This is a genomic window from Streptomyces sp. NPDC006259 (assembly GCF_042870975.1).
Taxonomy (GTDB): Bacteria; Actinomycetota; Actinomycetes; order Streptomycetales; family Streptomycetaceae; genus Streptomyces.
Window position 1 is genome coordinate 951,806 of record NZ_JBIAHY010000002.1, and the last position, 15,953, is coordinate 967,758.

Annotated in this window: 13 protein-coding genes; 9 read left to right on the forward strand and 4 right to left on the reverse strand. The window is 70.1% G+C overall.

The genetic code is table 11. The annotated features are described in order from the left end of the window. Positions 1-663 precede the first annotated feature (663 nt). Positions 664-1,158, forward strand: a complete 495-nt coding sequence (locus ACFYO5_RS10100; protein WP_388706441.1) for a sortase — start codon at positions 664-666, stop codon at positions 1,156-1,158. A 238-nt stretch (positions 1,159-1,396) separates the two neighbouring features. Further along, the gene (locus ACFYO5_RS10105; protein WP_388707186.1) at positions 1,397-2,071 is read left to right on the forward strand and encodes a class F sortase; all 675 of its coding nucleotides are present in this window, start codon (positions 1,397-1,399) and stop codon (positions 2,069-2,071) included. A 359-nt stretch (positions 2,072-2,430) separates the two neighbouring features. On the opposite strand, the gene ACFYO5_RS10110 is transcribed toward ACFYO5_RS10105, so the two are convergent. Both ACFYO5_RS10110 and ACFYO5_RS10115 read right to left on the reverse strand, forming a co-directional pair. Then, complete coding sequence (locus tag ACFYO5_RS10110) at positions 2,431-2,754, reverse strand: hypothetical protein (RefSeq protein ID WP_388706444.1); 324 nt, start codon at positions 2,752-2,754, stop codon at positions 2,431-2,433. Between the two features lie 130 nt (positions 2,755-2,884). Beyond that, entirely contained in the window at positions 2,885-4,324 is a 1,440-nt protein-coding gene (locus ACFYO5_RS10115) for a helix-turn-helix domain-containing protein (protein WP_388706447.1), read from the reverse strand. A 441-nt stretch (positions 4,325-4,765) separates the two neighbouring features. On the opposite strand from ACFYO5_RS10115, the gene ACFYO5_RS10120 reads away from it, so the two are divergent. Next, positions 4,766-5,290: a hypothetical protein gene (locus ACFYO5_RS10120; RefSeq protein ID WP_388706450.1), complete on the forward strand. Its 525-nt coding sequence runs from the start codon at positions 4,766-4,768 to the stop codon at positions 5,288-5,290. 334 nt (positions 5,291-5,624) lie between these two features. Here ACFYO5_RS10120 and ACFYO5_RS10125 read toward each other — a convergent pair whose 3' ends face one another. After that, the gene (locus tag ACFYO5_RS10125) at positions 5,625-6,359 is read right to left on the reverse strand and encodes a dienelactone hydrolase family protein (protein WP_388706453.1); all 735 of its coding nucleotides are present in this window, start codon (positions 6,357-6,359) and stop codon (positions 5,625-5,627) included. A 639-nt stretch (positions 6,360-6,998) separates the two neighbouring features. Here ACFYO5_RS10125 and ACFYO5_RS10130 point away from each other — a divergent pair. The 3 genes from ACFYO5_RS10130 to ACFYO5_RS10140 all read left to right on the forward strand — a co-directional run bounded on the left by ACFYO5_RS10130 (position 6,999) and on the right by ACFYO5_RS10140 (position 9,709). After that, positions 6,999-8,036, forward strand: coding sequence for a hypothetical protein (locus ACFYO5_RS10130; RefSeq protein WP_388706455.1), 1,038 nt, complete (start codon positions 6,999-7,001; stop codon positions 8,034-8,036). An 887-nt stretch (positions 8,037-8,923) separates the two neighbouring features. Then, positions 8,924-9,127: a cold-shock protein gene (locus ACFYO5_RS10135; protein WP_033176667.1), complete on the forward strand. Its 204-nt coding sequence runs from the start codon at positions 8,924-8,926 to the stop codon at positions 9,125-9,127. 381 nt (positions 9,128-9,508) lie between these two features. After that, a complete protein-coding gene (locus ACFYO5_RS10140) occupies positions 9,509-9,709 on the forward strand; it encodes a cold-shock protein (protein WP_356568486.1) in 201 nt (66 codons plus the stop codon). Positions 9,710-10,183: 474 nt separating this feature from the next. Here the strand turns inward: ACFYO5_RS10140 and ACFYO5_RS10145 are convergent, their stop codons facing one another. Then, entirely contained in the window at positions 10,184-10,672 is a 489-nt protein-coding gene (locus ACFYO5_RS10145) for a hypothetical protein (protein ID WP_388706459.1), read from the reverse strand. Positions 10,673-11,963: 1,291 nt separating this feature from the next. On the opposite strand from ACFYO5_RS10145, the gene ACFYO5_RS10150 reads away from it, so the two are divergent. The 3 genes from ACFYO5_RS10150 (at position 11,964) to tkt (ending at position 15,942) form a co-directional block, all read left to right on the forward strand. Then, the gene (locus ACFYO5_RS10150; protein ID WP_388706462.1) at positions 11,964-12,332 is read left to right on the forward strand and encodes a hypothetical protein; all 369 of its coding nucleotides are present in this window, start codon (positions 11,964-11,966) and stop codon (positions 12,330-12,332) included. Between the two features lie 611 nt (positions 12,333-12,943). Further along, positions 12,944-13,606, forward strand: a complete 663-nt coding sequence (locus tag ACFYO5_RS10155; protein WP_388706464.1) for an HAD family hydrolase — start codon at positions 12,944-12,946, stop codon at positions 13,604-13,606. A 98-nt stretch (positions 13,607-13,704) separates the two neighbouring features. Beyond that, positions 13,705-15,942: a transketolase gene (gene tkt / locus ACFYO5_RS10160; protein WP_388706467.1), complete on the forward strand. Its 2,238-nt coding sequence runs from the start codon at positions 13,705-13,707 to the stop codon at positions 15,940-15,942. Positions 15,943-15,953: the final 11 nt, after the last annotated feature.

The following is a 15,953-nucleotide window of genomic DNA, read 5'->3' on the forward strand; positions in this document are numbered from 1 at the left end:
CGACCCGTCGAACCTTGATCGGCGTGATGGATCATTGACACCCTAACCGGCTTGCGAAGTCGGTCAGTTGTTTCTCGGCAATGTCGAGAGCAAGTGTCCGACCGGTCGGAAACGAGGTGCCTCCAGCCCTTCGCGAGCCCTGATCGGGTCATGACGTCGCTTGTCGGGGAGACCCGGGGGACTCGGTCGGAGAGACCCGGATCTCGGAAGGCCCGGCGTGGGCGTGAGGCGAAGGGCCCGCCGGCATGCCGGGCGGCGAGGAGAGGAGGGCCGCCGGGATGGGCGCCACGCAGCTGAGGCAAGGAAAGGAGCAGGGGGGCAACACGCGGCGAGCAGAAACACCCTTTTGTGTGTGTCGGACGTCGGCGTGCACCGGACATCGGCGTACGTCGGACGTCGGCGGCCGAACCGCCACCCTCACCCGGCGACCACCGAAGCCACGAGTTGCAGAAGGGGTGCCTGACAGTGGGAAGTCCCCGCGCCCTCTGATTTCTCTTCAGGCGGCTGAAGGAATGCTCGTAGCGAGGCGATTCGTACGCCTGTCGAGTGAAATATGTGTCCAGCTGCCGCATTGTGGAGGTAGCGGAGAGTGGATCATCTTATCGGTGGAATGGAAAGGGGTGCCGTACAAGAATGCCGGACGCAGCTTGACTGGAGGACTCCTTGGGCTACACACACGTTGGCGTCGGTATCGGTCTGGTGGTCGCCAGTGCCCTGGCGCTTCAGGCGCCGGCCGCTGCCGCGGCCGACGACTCGAGTCTCGACATCCGGTCGCGGGCGGGCGCTCCCGGCTCCACGGTCACCGTCAGTACCGCCGCCTGCGGCGCGAATGTGACCTACGGAAAGGGCGAGTCCGAGGTGGCAGGGGCATTCCACCTCTTCGAGGGCAAGCGAAAGGGCGTACTCACCGGCCAGTTCACGGTGCCGGAGGGAACCGACGCCACCACCGACACCGTCACCGTCAAATGCCCCCCGAGGATCAAGCTCACCGATTCGTACGCCATCACGGTGCGCCGGCCCAATGGTGCCGTCGAGGCCGGTTTCGGGAACAACGACAACACCACTCCACACCTCGCCGTGGGCGGAGTGCTGATTGCCGCAGGTGCCGCCGGTTGGCTCGTGCGGGTACGTAACCGCTCCCACGCGGCCCGCACCTGACCGGTCGCACGGGCCCCGTACCTGACCGGTCGCACGGGCCCCGTACCTGACCGGTCGCACGGGGCCCGTACCTGACCGGTCGCATGCGGCCTGCGCCTGACCGCTCGCACGCGGCCCGTACCTGACCGCTGGCCTACCGCCGCACCGGTCCCCCTGGCAGCTCCCGCACCGGGAGCTGCCAGGCACAGGCTTCATGGCTTTCCGTCTCTCTCCGGTTATGAGCAAGAGGCTCGACACGATGGCCCCCGGGCACGAAACCCGCGCTCCCGCGCCCCCGTACACCCCTTCGGTCAAACTCCTGGCTTGGACACTGGTGACAGGCACGCTGCTGGTGACCGGTGCGCTGCACGACGGGCGGCCACCGCAGCCCTCAACGGGCCAGGCCTTCTCCACCCCGGCGGCTCCGGCCGTCGGTCACACGGCCCGAGCGGCGGACTCCGCCGTTCGGCCCCTGCGGCCCTCGCCACCGTTGCGGCTGCGGATTCCCGCCATCGGCGTGGACGCCCCGGTGAGCAGGCTGGGTCTCGACGCGTCGGGGGCACTGCAACCCCCACCGGCCGACAGACCCAACCTCGCCGGCTGGTACGGCGGAGGCACGTCCCCCGGATCCGTCGGGACAGCCGTCACCACGGGACACGTGGACCTGCCCACCGGTGAACCCGGTGTCTTCTATGGCCTCGGCTCCGTCGTCAAGGGCATGACGATCGAGATCGACCGGGCAGACCGGCGCACAGCCGTCTTCACCGTCGGCGCCGTCGAGGTCTACGACAAGGAACGATTTCCCGACGACAAGGTCTACGGCAGTGTCGGCCGGGCCGAACTACGCGTGATCACGTGCGGCGGCGGCTACACCCGGGGCAACGGCTATCAGGGCAATGTCGTCGTCTACGCCACACTCACCGCGGTGAGATAGGCAGGCGCCGACGCCGGGTGCTCGCCTGCTCTGCGGCTACGACGCCCGGGGAGGACAACCGGGTGACCCTTCGGATCACCTGTGGCATGGAGACCCCGGCGCCCGCGTGGAGACCGCGTGCGCGGCGGACCACTCGGCCCGAGCGCGAGACACCCTTGCACAGGCGGGTGGGGAGACGGCCGCGATAGTCCCGATGGCCTCGGTCGCGGTTCATGCCGATGCTGCCCGACATCGACCCGTGAAGCCGCAGGGGAGTCCGAGGGGGGCCGGCCCCGGCGGAGCATGTGTGATCCCGATCCGGGTGGCTCTGCCTCCATGAGCGCTGACGGCTGGTGGACGCACCGTGGGTCAGCGGCGGCTCACCATGACGCGCGGCTCAGGTGGACGAGACCCGGGACGGCGGCCAGGCGGGTGTGCGGGGTGGGCTCCGAGGTCGAGGTGCTGAGGAGCAACAGGACTCGGACCGCCGGGTGTTCCGGGGCGTAGAGATCGTCCTGACCGTCGTCGCCGGGGATCGCGTTCGGCTGGATCTCGATGTGTCCGTGAGTGCACCGGGCGAGGTGGTAGACGCCCCGGTAGTCACTCTCGCGCTCGGCGAAGACCACGTCGAGGTGGGTGGTCACGAGGTGCACCAGTTCGCGGGCGGTGTGTGTGCTGGTGCCGTAGGTGTCGTAGTCGGTCATGGTGATTCGACCCGACCTTAGGCCACGAGCGTCTCGGGTCCTGTTCGAGGAGTTCGCCGCTTGTCCGAAGGTGACGGAGGTACCGGCGAAGGGACCCCGGGCCACCTGCGGGACCTCCCCGAGCTGGTTGTCAGCCGTCATAGGGGACCCAGGCGCGCGCGCCCGCGTCATTCGTGCCGTACCAGTAGTGCGGCATTCCCTTGATGCTGGTGGTGTGGAACGGGCGGCCGTGGTCGTCGATGCGAATCGTGCCCGAGCGGCCCTGGGAGGACCAGTCGAGTTCGAGGTACCAGCGGGCGTCGTAGGTCTGTGTCGCCGCGTCGACCAGCAGTACTTCCGGGTCCTCGGCGGAAACGCGGTACGGGAAGTGGACGGCCGGAATGGTGTGTTCATTGTCGGCGCCGTCGTTCGGGCGGGTGACGGGGCGGTCGGCGTCGAGGTTCACGGTGAAGCGGCGGGGCGCGAGGTCGCTGCCGCAGCCCTGGTCCATGGCGTAAGCGGTCCTGGCGGCGGGGTTGCCGCGGCTGACGACGCGGACGTGGAGCGCTTTCAGGACCACGGCCGTGGACGACCGCCCCTGCAGGGAGATCTGCACCATCGTGTGCCGCCCGTGCACCGCGCCCTGTGCCGCCGCCCATGCTCCGGCGTCCTGTTCCACCGGCGGCGGAGGCACTTGTGCGGGCGGCTTGTCGATGACGTAGTCGTGGTCGCAGCCCTTGTCCCAGACCAGGGGGTCGACGCTCCAGGCGAGGGGCACTCCGCTGGTCGGCTCCGTGGCCGAGGCGGGACCGTCTCCGGTGGCGGACGGGGCGGACGGGGCGGCGGGTTCGGGCTGGAGGCTGGGCGGAGAGGGGTTGCGGGAAGGGGCGTGAGAGGCCGTGGCAGACGGGTTCGCCGAACGGTGCGGCATACCGGGGGCGGTCGTCCGCGGGTCCGCGGGACGGGAGGCGCCCACCTCGGGGGAGAGGCCGTCCGACAGGGCGGACGCGCCGGCCGTGGCAAGCAGCGCGCAGGCGACGGCGGTGGACGCCATGACCCGTCCGCGGCGGTACCAGGGACGGGGAGCGGGAGAGGGAGAGGAAACGGACTCGTCCCGGTCGGGAGCGTGGGCGGTCCGCTCCGCGGAGCCTTCGTCCTCGACGAGTGCCCCGTCCGCCTCTCGGTCCCTGTCCGCGTCTCTGTCCCCGTTCCCGTCCGCCTTCCCGCCCTCGTCCCTGTCCGCCTCTCCGTCCCCGTCCGCGCCCGCTTCTCTGGCCTCGTTCTCGTCAGTGCCAGGCACCGGTACCGGTACTGCCGCCTCCACCGAGCCGGCCGTTCGCACACGCTGCCGAGCCGCCACTGCGGACAACCACAGCCGGTGCAGCTCCAGCCGCTCCTGTGATGTCGCCTCGCAGAAGACGGCGAGCCGCTCCAGGGGCGCGAAATCCTGGGGCACCGCCTCGCCCGCGCAGTACCGGTGCAGCGTGGAGGTGTTCATCTGGAGGCGCCGGGCCAGGGAGCCGTAGCTCCGGTCCGTGCGGTCCTTCAGCCGACGCAGCAGCGCCGCCAGCTCCTCGACATCGTCGCGCATCGACACCGTTCCTCCGTCGTCCGCCCGCGATCCAGGATCCCAGGCCCTCATATCCCTGCACGTCAGGTGGGCTGGGATGGTTCCATCCCCGTCACAGGGGCGGCAGCCGTTGCGCCCGGCTCCGGTGACCGCCGATGCTCTTCGTATCGCACCGACCACGGCCGGCCACAGGGGACCGACCGGCGTCGGGCGATGTCCGACACGGATGCGTCGAGCGGTCGCCCTCCGTGGCCACCGTGCCTGACATATCGCCACACACGCTCCCGATGCCGGTCGCGCACTGGTCACAGAACCGGCCACGTCTCACACCGGCACCTGCACTTGCTCCTGCATGTGCAGGCAGGACACGGACGAGGCGGCGACCACGGCAGACACCGTCGGCACGCAAGCCGGAACGACCGGCGAGAGCGACCACCCACAGATCAGAAGAGGAAGACTCACATGAACAGCATTTCTCCCGTACGTCGTCGTCCGGGCCGTCTCGCAGCCGTCGCCGCCGGCGTCGTCCTGGCCGTCGGACTCGGTGTGTCGACACAGGTGTCGGCACAGGCCTCCGCCCAGGTCCCCGCGAAGGCGTCCACCGCCGCACCGCAGTCGGTCAGCGGCACGCCCGGCCAAGCGGTGACCCGAATCGCCGACTTCTACGGCGCCTACATCGACGCGAAGAACGACTACACGGACCCGGACGTCACTCTGGCCAAGGCGCTCCGCAAGCACTACCTGACGCCCGACTTCGCCACGCGGCTGACAACCTGGGAGGAGACGAATGCGATGGACGGCGTCCTGCGCGCCCAGAACGTCCCGTCGCAGTGGACGGTGACGGACAACGGCACGGTGGGCAACGGCCATGAAGTCGTCGTCACCCTGACCTTCGGCAGCGGTGAGACGACGCAGAAGACCAAGTTGTTCGTACTGGTGGAGCGCTACAACCGGATCGCCGACATCGAGACCACGAGCGCCCGCTGACGGCGGAGTCGCGCCGCCCGGTCCGGACCGGGCGGCGCGGGGCACCGGGGTGCCGGCCCGCGACGACAAGGCCGTGCCGCCCGATGGGTCGAGGATCGATGTCACGTGTGACCGCAAGGGTCCGCCGCTCCCGATTCGCGTCTCCGGCGCGCGAACAAGCACGACACCCAGGCACTCATACCGCTGATACGCGGTATCCCACCGATCCGCTCCCGGTCATGGTCCAGGCGTCGTCGACCCGGCCCAGCCGTGCGCGGACAAGCGCGACGACTGCGGCCACGTACGCAACTGGATCCGGCGCCGGCGGAGACGCCGTCCCCTTACCGGTCCCGCCTCAACTGTCGGTCAAGGTGCGGTCGAGGAGGGGCAGCAGGCGGTCCCAATGGCGCTGCAGCGCGCCGGGGTCGAAGGCGTCGGTGTCGGACATGGTGAAGCCGTGGATGGTGCCGGGGTAGATCTCGGAGGTGTAGTCGACTCCCGCGGTGTCCAGGGCCTGGTTCAGCTCGCCGAGGGCTTCGGGCGTCATGTCGCCCTCGGCGTGGCCGAGATGGACTTGGGCGGTGAGCTTGGAGAAGCTGTCCGGCCCGTCGGCGCCGACCGGGCCATGGAATGCGGCGACCGCGGCCACCAGACCGGGGTGGGCCGCGGCGGTGCGCATCGCCAGCAGGCCGCCTATGCAGTAGCCGGTCACCGCGACCGGTCCGGCGCCCACTTCGGGCTGCGTGGTGAGGAACCCGAGATAGGCGTCGGCGTCGCGGAGGACGCGCTCGGCGGTGTGTGCCTCGATCAAGGGCATCAACTGCGCGAAGACGGCGGGTCGAGCCTCTTCTCCGATGTGCTCGGGAAGCTCGAGCACCGGTGCCGGGCCATGGCGGTAGAAGAAGTTGGGAACGAGCACGTAGTACCCGTTGCCGGCCAGTTCGCGGGCCATCTCCCGCAGTACGGGCCGGATGCCGAAGCCGTCCGCGTACATCAGCACCCCCGGGTGCCGCTCACCGCGGTCGGGGAAGGCGGCGAAGGCGTCGGCCCGGCCGTCCGCGGTGGGAATGTGCAACGTCTTGGTGCGCATGAGTTCTCCTGTCATGGGTTGACGTGTCGAGCGGTGATCAACACGACAGGAGGCGGGGCCCGCGCGGCAGCGCCGGCTCCTCGCACCAGGAGCGGGCCGACACGGGCCCGTACGGCGCTCAGAGGAGCGCCGGGTCACCGATCCGTGTGTGGCGCAAGGCCGTCCCGGTAGTCATCGCCGCACAACGTAGCCCAGCTGACAGCTTCGATGCCACCCCGGTCCGGGTCCCGACGGGTCTGCCCAGGGCGGGCAGGGTCTCCGGGCGTCGACGGTTCTGCCGATGCCCCAACTGGCTGCGTGCTGTGGGTTTTTCGAGGAAGAGGAGGCGTCCGGTCGGGGTGCGGTCGGCTGAGGACACCGGGCTGACCGGAGCAGGCGAGGTGGGAGTCGTCCGGTCCATGTGGTGACAGGCACGCTTCCATGTGTGACAGGCGCTGCGAGGACTCGTTCCGCCGCACATCTTCCGACCCGGCACCGCCGCCCCGACCGGCGACGGTGAGACCGAACTCCTGCGGCTGCTCCGGTTGTTCAACATCGCGCACACGGCAGGGCAACCATTCGATGGCGTCATGAGTCTTCGTCAGGGATCACGCTGTGATCCCTGACGAGGAGACCATCATTACCGCCATACGTAAAACCTTGACCGCCACCGCGGTTGTCGGCGCCGTCCTGGCGGGTTCGGCCGCCTGCGGCACCGTGGAGCAACTCTCCGCCGGGAGGAAGCTCGACCAGGCCTTCGAGAAGCTCGCCGAGAAGAAGGCGATCTCCTTCGAACTCGACCTGGACACCGACGCCCGGAGCCTGAAGGCGCTGGACGCCTCCTCGGACCCGGAGCCGGGTGACGAGATGCCCGACGAGGTCGCCAGCCTGTTGAGTGGCGCGAAGGTCAGTGTCACCGTGCAGTCGAAGAAGCCGATCGCGGAGTCCGGTGAGAAGGACTACGTCGGGATGGCGATGAAGATCAGCGGCAAGGACGGTGACCTCACCGAGTACCGGGTCATCGGTGACTACACCTACGTCCGCTCCGACGTGGAAGCCCTCAGCAAGGCGATGGGCTTCCCCGTACCGTCGATGCAGGACCTGCCCCCCGAGGCGAGCGGGCTGAAGAAGGCGCTCGAGGGCGAGTGGGTGAAGATCGACACCAAGAAGATGGAGCAGTCCACCGCCGAAATGGAAGCGGAGCCCGGTGCGAAGCCCGCGCCGGAGCCCACGCTCGACGCCAAGACGCAGAAGGACCTGCTGGAGGCCCTGCGCAAGACGATCGCTCGCGAAGTGGACTTCAAGACGGCCAGCGACAAGGACGGTTCCGAGCACATCACCGCCACCGCTCCGTTCCGCACGCTGATCACGGAGTTCCTCGGAGAGATCGGTCCGCTCGCGAAGCACTTGCCGCCGGGCGTGGAACTGCCCACGGACAAGGACCTCAAGGACGCCCCCAACACCGAGGTCACGGCGGACTTCACCCTCAAGAACGGCGAGCTGACCGAGGTCTCCGTCGACCTCGCCAAGCTGGCCGAGAACGCGAAGGTGAAGAAGCTGGGTCTGGTGGTGAGGATGAGTGAGGGCAAGACCCCCACGGCCCCGGCCGGTGCCACCGAGCTGGACTTCGAGGAGATCCTGGGCGGGCTGGGCGCCGCGATGATGAACGACGATGCCTTCCTCGAGGGCGCGGCGTAAACACGCCTCGCGTCCGACGGGCAGGGGCGTCGCGAACGCGCCCCGCCTCTCGACAGGACTGCACTCCGCGGCCGGTGGGCTCCCACGCATCAGGGAGCGCACCGGCCGCCTCTCGCTGACCAGGCGGACGGCTCCGGCCGACGCACCGCGTCCGCGGACCTCTCAAGCACCGTTGCCCGCCCCGCCATCGGCCGTACCGGTCGGCGCGTTGGGAGCCTGATGCGGCTGCTCAGTGACGCCTGTGCTCCGATGACGCGCCAGTGGGAGAGGACGCGGGGCCGGCAGAGCATTTCGGTGCCGAATCGCCCCAGGCTGGGCGGCGTCTCCGCGTCCGTCGAAGATCCGCGCGCTCGGGCCCCGTCGCCTCGGCGATCTCCTGCCTCGACGCCACCTCGACGCGTGGACGGCCGGCGACCGGACGACTCCGTTGTCCGAACCGCTGGACGAGGCGTTGGGCGCGTCGAGCGAGCTGGGCGAACAGCGCTGGGCCGGGCGATCAGGGGGCGCTGGAAGCGGCGCGATGGTCCGAGCTTCGGGCGATCCTCCCGCGCCGTCCCCTCGCCGAGCGGTCCGCGTCACCCACGTCGCACTGCATATTCTGTCGTGGTCGAAGTAGATATCCGTTTCATGCGCGGTGAGGGTTTGTCGCTGCATGGCTTGAGAATGGCGGTGGCTTCGCCAGGACTTGCGCACGGCCGGTTATGCCGTGCTACTGTTCTTTCAGTTGCAGTTGTGATGTCCGAAAACTTCGGGTGCTCCTGCGGTCCCCTGGATCGACGGGTGCACTTTGTAATGCCGGTTACCCATTCCGGACGGGGTCATCATCACAGCGACGCGGGACGTGCACAGTGCGGGTCCCACGGGTATTGCCCCGAAGGAGATATGACATGGCTACTGGCACCGTGAAGTGGTTCAACGCGGAAAAGGGATTCGGCTTCATCGAGCAGGACGGCGGCGGCGCCGACGTCTTCGCTCACTACTCGAACATCGCCGCCTCTGGCTTCCGTGAGCTGCAGGAAGGCCAGAAGGTGAGCTTCGACGTCACGCAGGGCCAGAAGGGCCCGCAGGCGGAGAACATCGTTCCCGCCTGATAACGGCGCGCGCGTAGCGGCTGGGCCCGTACCGATTTCGGTGCGGGCCCAGCCGTTTCTTGCTGCCCGTCCACTGGGGCAAGTCCGAGGGCGCCCACGTCGACGGTCGCGGCCCCCCTGCGCACGGCCGTGCCGGCCCGCACGTACCTGCCCGGGTATATCTGCTGGCGTGACGGCAGAATATGTGCGTACAAAAGGCGGCTAAATCAATGGGCGCAATGGCAGGATGCAATCCAGGAAACACGGCATCTGGATGTCGTGCTATCGTCAAATTGATTTCGCTCGGTTTTTGTAGGTGTTCGGTGTGATCCAGTTTATCTGCGCGGCACGCGGCGTGCCGCTGCGCAGCTGACTGACCGGCTGTGAAAGGGAGGGAATAAAATGGCGACTGGCACAGTGAAGTGGTTCAACGCGGCACGGGGTTTCGGCTTCATCGAGCAGGACGGTGACGGCACGGACGTGTACGCCCACTACTCGTACATCGCCGATCACGAGCTGGCGGGCCTCCTGGAGGGCCAGAGAGTCACGTTCGACGCCGTGTACGGGCTGAAGTGCTCCCACGCGGAGAACATCGTCACCTGATCCACCCACCCGCGCCGCGCGACGCGCCGCTCGGCCGCCTGATCGTGCGTCCCACCGGCACATCGACTGCTGGGCCGTTGGGATGAAGCCGACCTGGGCCGTTCGGATGAAGCCGACCTCCCACTGGGGAAGACGGCGTGGCCACGAAGAAGTGCTGAAGCCGTGTTCCAGCACCGCGTCAGCGCCTCGGCCGTGAAGACCGGGGCGGGACGGTCGCGGGCCGACGTGGCCGCACGGCAGCCCGGCCCGAGAACCGGCCGCGCGGCGGCCGGGCCGACTCCGCCCGCCGCGTCCGTCCGCGGAGCCCTCACGCCCGCGCCGGTCAGGACGACGGTGTCCGCGAAGCCCAGCCCCACTCCGGCCGGCCGGTGGCTTCCCGGAGCGGAGATCATCCGCCGGGACCGGGCCACCGCCTGCACGAAGACCGTAGGACGAGGGTGGCGTGAACGGGGTGACTCCGTGGAATCAGCGAAGTCATGCCCTGCGCAGGTGCATCACGTCGAGATGGTGCCGGTCACGGTGCGGTACGTGGTTGTCCCGTCCCGGCAGGCTGAACACCGCGCAGACGTCGGCAGGTTGGGTGACGAGGCTGGACTGCCGGCCGAAGGTCAGCCTGCTGTTGACCACATGCCGGCAGCCTGCGTCGTCGAGGGCGGCGGTCAGGTCCTCACGGAGGACGGTGGCCTCGAACGACTCGGACTCGGTCAGGACGAGCGGCGGGAGTCTGGCCGTCGAACCGGGCCAGAGGTTGATCCAGATGCCGCTGACCGCCCTCTGAGTGACCATCAGCTGTAGCCCGTCCCAGGAGTAGGGGTAGCCGTCGATACCGGGGCACAGGATGTGCGCGGGGTGCGGGCGCCCCGGACCGAGGAGGTCTTCGGCCTCGGCCAGGGACATTCCGCAGTGCAGAGGCCCGACCCGGCCGGTACGGGCGAAGGAGACGAGTACGTCCATCAAGGTCACGACAGTGACGGTGACAGTCTCCCGAGCAGGTGCGCACTTGATTTATCGGCGCGGCGCCGCGCTCGTGCCGTCTTGCCAGACGGTACGAACGGCAGAGGAGGTGCGGAAGCCGCACGTCGGTCGGCGGGGAGTGGGGCCTGCGAAGGGTTGAAGTGCCGACCGAGGGCCCGCCGATCGAGTGCCACCGTCGACGTCCGCTCGGCACCGGCTCCCTACCTGATCGTCAGCCCCGCCACCGCAACGCACGTCGACCAGCCGGCGGCCGGGACCTTCCAACGTGACGCACACCGGCCCGCGAGACCGGCCGTCGAGAAGCGAACGGTGCGGCGGTCGGACGGTGTCGGCGTCCCAGCAGGCCGGCCGTGTCGTCCTGGCCCGTACGTGGTCGAAGGCCGAAGCGTCACCCGTGCCGGTGATCACCCGCGAGGCTGCCCCGGCACCGCCTGCCGGACGGCCACCCTGGAGGCATGCGCCACCCACTCGCCCACATCGCCCTTCTGGCCGCCGCCCTCTGCGTCGGCGGATGCGTCTCCGTCCCCACGGTCGGTCCGTCTGAACCGCCGCCGCCTTCCCTGATGGCGGCCGCCGCGCGGACACCGTCTCCCCTCCCGTCCTCCGGCCGCTCCGCCGCCAGTACGCCGTCCGATGTGGGACGCGCGAGCCAGCCGCCCGCCCGCACCGCCCTCGTCACGACCGACACCACCCGGAGGCCGCGGGGTGGCGGCCGCGAAGTCCCAGTGGTGGAGGAGCAGCGAGCCGCGAGGGCCCCCGCTCGCGAAGAGCGCCCGCGGACCCGTGCACCGGAGCGGCGGCGGACGGCTACGCCTCCCGTTCCCGCCCGTCCCGCCCGTCCACGGGCTCGGCCGGCGGCCCCGGCGACGCCCCGGCCTCGGGTCCTCCCGCCGCGTCCCCGACAGCCGGCGACCGCCACCTACGACCTGAACTCCCTGTGCGCGTTGTCGCACCAGGCGCCCGTGCCGCCGTCCGTCAAGGGGCTCTGTGACACCTACTTCCGCTGACACCGGGGCGGTGCTTGGGTCCGGGGATGAACCGCTGTGGGCGGCTGGCCGCGTCGGACGTCCCGGTGCCCACGGGGCCATGCGGTGTACAAAGCTGGAAAGAGGAGCGCGGGAGACACCGCGGCCACCCACCGGGGTCGCCCTCACACGGCAGCGCCGACGACGTCTTCGCAGCCCTGTACATCGGATGCGCACCCGGCCAGTTCGAGCACGGCCCTATGAGATGGCGTCGTGATTCTCCCCGAGTCCCGTGGTGCGCCATACTCACTCGAGTGACTACGCCGATCGGGCCCGTGATCCTCTTTGATGACGATCACCACATGTACGTCCTCCAGGACCGAGCGTTCGCCGAGGCATGGTGGGAGATGCCCGATGAGTACGTCTGTGGGTTCGATGCCCTGGCCCGACCGTTGCGCATGACGGGTGAGCCACATCGGGTCGCCCTCGAACTCACGGGTGAGGAACCGGCCGAGGCAGACCTGCGCCGTCTCGTGGCCTACCACTACCAGCGGTTCCTCAAGGGGCAGGCGCCGCCTGGAGCGTCCGACCTCTCAGCGTTCGTGGCGGGGTTGCCCGTCGAGGGCTCGTCACGCCGACGCACTCGTCCCGCACCGGCGAATCAGGAGGCGAGTCCGCAGTAGCGGACAGGAGCGCAGGCGAGGCTGGTGAAGGCGAGGAGATGCTCGGTCTCGCGCTCACAGGGCGGGGGAGGCGGCGGCAGCCGGCGAGCCAGGACGTCGTGCGCTCGGTGATCAGGCGGTGTCGCCCCAGTCGTGGTGAACTCTCGATGTGCCCTCATGTTCACCGAGTCGGTTGCGCGGCGAGACCCTTCCCCCTCGCCGCGGGGACCGAGTTCGTCGAGCACCGGGCAGGAGAGCTTGGCCCACACCCGGCCCTCCTGCCACTTGGAGGAGCGACGATGGGCGGTCGCTCCGTACGGTCGGTGACGCGCTCTGCGTAGCGCTCAGGGTTGCGCTGAGCCAGCGCGTCGGCCATCCGAAGGAATCGGCCGACAGCCGCTGCCCGGTTGGGCCAGACGGGGCCACCGACAGGGTCGCTTCCAGCACTTCCCGATCCGTATCCGCTCGGACGGGCGTGCGCGGCAGGATCGAGGCGGACGGGTTCCCGGGACCGAATCCACGTCCCTCGTGCCGGTCTCCCGATCACGCCGGTGCGGCTCACCGGGAGCTTCGGCGTCGGGGCGGGCCGGGAGCGTGGGGTTGGGCACCCAAGTGATGGGTAGCCGGTGAGCGTGACCGACTCCGTCATCGCCGTCCTTGACATTGACGGGACGCTCATCGACTCCGACTTCCAGCACGCGCTCGCCGGGTACCGGGATCCGCGCCCGGTGGGCGAGACCCGTCCGGGCCGGCGGCTGATCGGGGTGGGCGGGGTCCAGCTGCTCACGGCAGCGAGAGGCCGGGAACCGGAGTGCCGGGCGGGCGATCGGGCCCGTGACGAGCACGGCAGGGACGTCCACGCGCCGCTCGAAGAGAGGGCGATGGCGCCGTTGCCCGGTGCTCGCGCTCCGCTGGTGGCCGTCGAGGAGCCAGGTCACCGGCCGGTGCCGGCCGGCTCCGGCCGGCACCGCCACGGGGAACGCTCCCCGCACGAGCTGGACGCCCGGGACGTCGCCGACGACTGGACCACTAGCGCCCACGCCGAGACCTCCAGGCCCGCGCCGGACCCGCTGCGGGTGGCGCCGAAGCGGTCGGGCCCGCCGCCCGACCTGTCGAGTGCGACGGTCGGCGACTGCACGGAGAATCTCGACGCGGCGAGAGGAGCGGGCATGCCGGCCGCCGCCGTCCGTTCCGTCGACTGCGGGGACGACGGGTTCCACAAGGCCGGCGCCATCGCCGTCCACCACACCCCCGGCGACCTGGCGAAGGCACGGGACGACGCCCCACTCGCCTGACGCGACTGACGTCGCCGGACCCGCGCCGGCATTCGGCCACCCCTCGCAGCCGTGTGGCCGGCGCGTCCACCGCCCCACCTGAAGGAGCACCGCAACCGATGACCGCCAACGAGACAGACCCCGCCACGGGGACCAAGAGCACCCGGCCCGAGGCGCCCGCCGAGGCCGTGAGCGACGCGCCCACCGGCAGTCCCTCCTCACCGCACCCGACCCTCCCCGAGGGGATGGGCGATCTCGATCGCCGCGCGATCGACACCGTGCGCGTGCTGGCGATGGACGCCGTGCAGAAGGCCGGCAACGGCCACCCCGGCACCGCGATGAGCATGGCGCCCACCGCCTACCTGTTGTTCCAGAAGTGGCTGCGCCACGACCCGAGCGATCCCAACTGGCTCGGACGTGACCGCTTCGTCCTGTCTATGGGGCACTCGAGTCTGACCCTGTACATCCAGCTCTACCTCTCCGGCTACGGCCTGCAGCTTTCCGACCTGGAGGCCCTGCGCACCTGGGGCTCCCTGACGCCGGGCCACCCCGAGGTCAATCACACGCCGGGGGTGGAGACGACGACCGGCCCGTTGGGCCAGGGCGTCGGCAACGCGGTCGGCATGGCGATGGCCGCCCGCCGCGAGCGCGGCCTGTTCGACCCCACCGCCCCCGAGGGCGACAGCGTCTTCGACCACACGGTCTGGGCGTTCGCCTCCGACGGCGATCTCGAGGAGGGCGTCAGCGGCGAGGCGTCGTCGCTGGCCGGCACCCAGGAGCTGGGCAACCTGGTCCTGGTCTACGACGCCAACCGGATCTCGATCGAGGACAACATCGACATCGCGTTCACCGAGGATGTCGGCAAGCGGTACGAGGCCTACGGCTGGCACGTGCAGCACATCGACGACGGCGAGGACCTGGCCGCGGTCGACCGCGCGCTGGCCGCCGCCCGCGCCGAGACCGGCCGCCCGTCGCTGATCGTGCTGCGGACGATCATCGGCTGGCCCGCGCCGACCAAGCAGAACACCGGCGCGGCCCACGGGTCGGCGCTCGGCGAGGACGAGGTCCGGGCGACCAAGGAGATCCTCGGCTTCGACCCCGACGCGACCTTCGAGGTCGCCCCGGAGGTGCTGGAGCACGCCCGCAAGGTCGCCGAGCGGGGCCAAGAGGCGCACGCCGAGTGGCAGCAGCGCTTCGACGCGTGGCGGGCCGACAACCCCGACGGTGCCGCGCTGCTGGAGCGGCTCACGGACCGCAGGCTGCCGGAGGGCTGGGCGGACTCCCTGCCGACCTGGGAAGCCGATCCGAAGGGCGTGGCCACCCGGAAGGCCTCCGGCGAGGTCCTCGCTGCCCTCTACCCGGTCGTACCGGAGCTGTGGGGTGGTTCGGCCGACCTGGCGGAGAGCAACAACACCGCGGTCAAGGGCGAGGCGTCGTTCCTGCCCGCGGACCGGCAGACCAAGATGTGGTCGGGCGGCCCGTACGGGCGCACGCTGCACTTCGGGGTCCGCGAGCACGCCATGGGCGCGATCATGAACGGCATCGCCCTGCACGGCGGGACGCGCGTGTACGGCGGCACGTTCCTCACCTTCTCCGACTACATGCGCGGTGCCGTGCGGCTGGCCGCGCTCATGCAGCTCCCGGTCACGTACGTGTGGACGCACGACTCCATCGGGCTGGGCGAGGACGGCCCCACCCACCAGCCGATCGAGCACTACGCGGCGCTGCGCGCCATCCCCGGCCTGGACTTCGTCCGCCCGGCCGACGCGAATGAGACCGCGGTGGCGTGGCGCACCATCCTCGAGCACAACGACCGTCCGGCCGGGATCTCGTTGTCCCGGCAGAACCTGCCCGTCTTCGACCGTACGGAGTTGGCGTCGGCCGAGGGCGTCGCCAGAGGCGGTTACGTGCTGGCCGAGGCCTCCGGCGGCACCCCCGAGGTCATCCTGCTGGGCACCGGGTCCGAGGTCCAGATCGCCCTCGCCGCCCGAGAGGTGCTGGAGGCCGACGGCGTCCCGACGAGGGTCGTGTCACTGCCGTGCTGGGAGTGGTTCGCGGCCCAGGACCGGACCTATCGGGAGCAGGTGCTGCCGCCGACGGTGCGCGCCCGGGTCAGCGTCGAGGCCGGCGTGCCCATGGGGTGGCGGGACTTCGTCGGCGACGCCGGCCGCATCGTCGGTCTCGACCACTACGGTGCCAGCGCGGCCTACACCGTGCTGTACGAGCAGTTCGGTCTCACCGCCGACTCGGTGGTCGCTGCGGCCCGGGAGAGTCTTGCCGCCGTCGAGGCGCCGCCGGCGGCGCCCATCGGTCCGGAGGCCGCCGGCGTCCTGCACACTCCCACCGGGGATCGCTGACCTTCACGGCG